The following is a 1,506-nucleotide window of genomic DNA, read 5'->3' as shown; positions in this document are numbered from 1 at the left end:
GATTTATCTAGTTTCTTTTTTTACAAGAAAAAAGAAAGTTCTTAAAGGTTTTATACTTTTGGTCGTAGAGCACACGGTTTAACGACTTAATTACGAAGTAAATAAGTCTAGTGTGTTAGACTTTAATGTTTTTTTAAGGCATTAGTGCATTTAAGCGTCAGAGCATGGCTTTATGCCGAGAAAACTATTGGTTGGAATGGCGTGTGTGTTAGCCAAAGCTTTGGCGAGTTGGTTGGGGGTTTCATGGGATTAATCCCATGAAAGTACCAACTCAACAACACACTAACGCCTGTTGGTTCCAACCAATAGGAAATTGGAATAAGCAATTAGTATAATGAGAGTATAATGTTGGTATAACGTTAGTATAATGATGCTTTTTTTCATTATATTTTTTATGTACTTTAAACCTGCACGCTTATGTGAATTAGAAAAAGCTTAATCGCATTTCATAGATTGACCTCCCAATAACTACGTGGTGTTATTGGGAGGTCAATCTATTTCATTTGCGTTAAGCTTTTGATCTACATTAAGCGTGCAGGTTTTTTGTCTATTTGTAGACGATTTTATGTTATACTAGTCCTTGAAAGAATAATAATCAGATAATGCATTTTCTTGTTTTTCATTTGCCTCTTGCTCAAAGTTCCCAAATTCGAGTAAGAGGTATTTTTGTTTTTGGTCGTCGCCTCTCATTAGTAGTTCAGGGTTTAACATTAATACTCCAGTTTTTCTTTTTATAATATTTCCTTCTTCTAAGATTTTAAGTGTTGTTATTACTGTTTGTAGACTTGTTCCTGTAGCTTTTGCTATTTCTCTTGTTGTAGCTATCATTGTATTGTTACTTAAGTGGACATTATCTAGGATATAGTTAACGATTTTAAGTTTTTTTCCGCCAATCATATCTAACATACTTATTAATTGCACTATATATGCCTTTACGAAGTTACCAGACGTTTGTTTACGGTATAACTTGTCTACCTCTATGACTTCTCCACTTTCTTCGTCTATGAGCCTCTGAGAGCCTTTATAGACTGTTCCATATCTTTCTTTCATCTTTTTCTCACTCCTTATTTTAAACTATTCTAACTATATCATAACTGTTCTAAAAAAAAAAGAACATTTGTTAAAAGAAATTAGAACAAAATGAGTGAAAAATTAGAACAAACAAATTCCTTATAAACCTTATCATCTCAACCTATATTAAGATTTTACCTAGTTGAATCTTCTTTTCTATATAAAGCGTCGGAGCATATCAGGGGGTTATCTAACGTAAATGCTACCCTTCGGCTCGCCTTCGCTCGGCATTGACGTCAGATACTGCACCCCCTGAACCCCCATGCTCCAACAGCAAAAAGGAAACTTTTTGCTGCTTTTCCGACGCTTATTCGCTTCGCTCATATTTATATAGAAAAGAAGTGAATGCGCAAAAGACATAATCGATTCACAAAAAATAGGTACACGAAAAACAAGTTAAGGGATGCAGTTTATGCATCCCTTAACTTACTTATT

1 protein-coding gene is annotated in these 1,506 nt (G+C 33.9%); it reads right to left on the bottom strand.

Going from position 1 to position 1,506, the window contains the following annotated elements:
• Nucleotides 1-573 precede the first annotated feature (573 nt).
• Nucleotides 574-1,050, bottom strand: coding sequence for a replication/maintenance protein RepL (locus tag KA878_RS13505; RefSeq protein ID WP_000664727.1), 477 nt, complete (start codon nt 1,048-1,050; stop codon nt 574-576).
• Nucleotides 1,051-1,506: the final 456 nt, after the last annotated feature.

Source organism: Staphylococcus sp. GDY8P57P (assembly GCF_017892585.1).
Lineage (GTDB): Bacteria > Bacillota > Bacilli > Staphylococcales > Staphylococcaceae > Staphylococcus > Staphylococcus borealis.
Note: the sequence above shows the minus strand (reverse complement) of the source record. Positions and strands in the feature narration are given on the sequence as shown.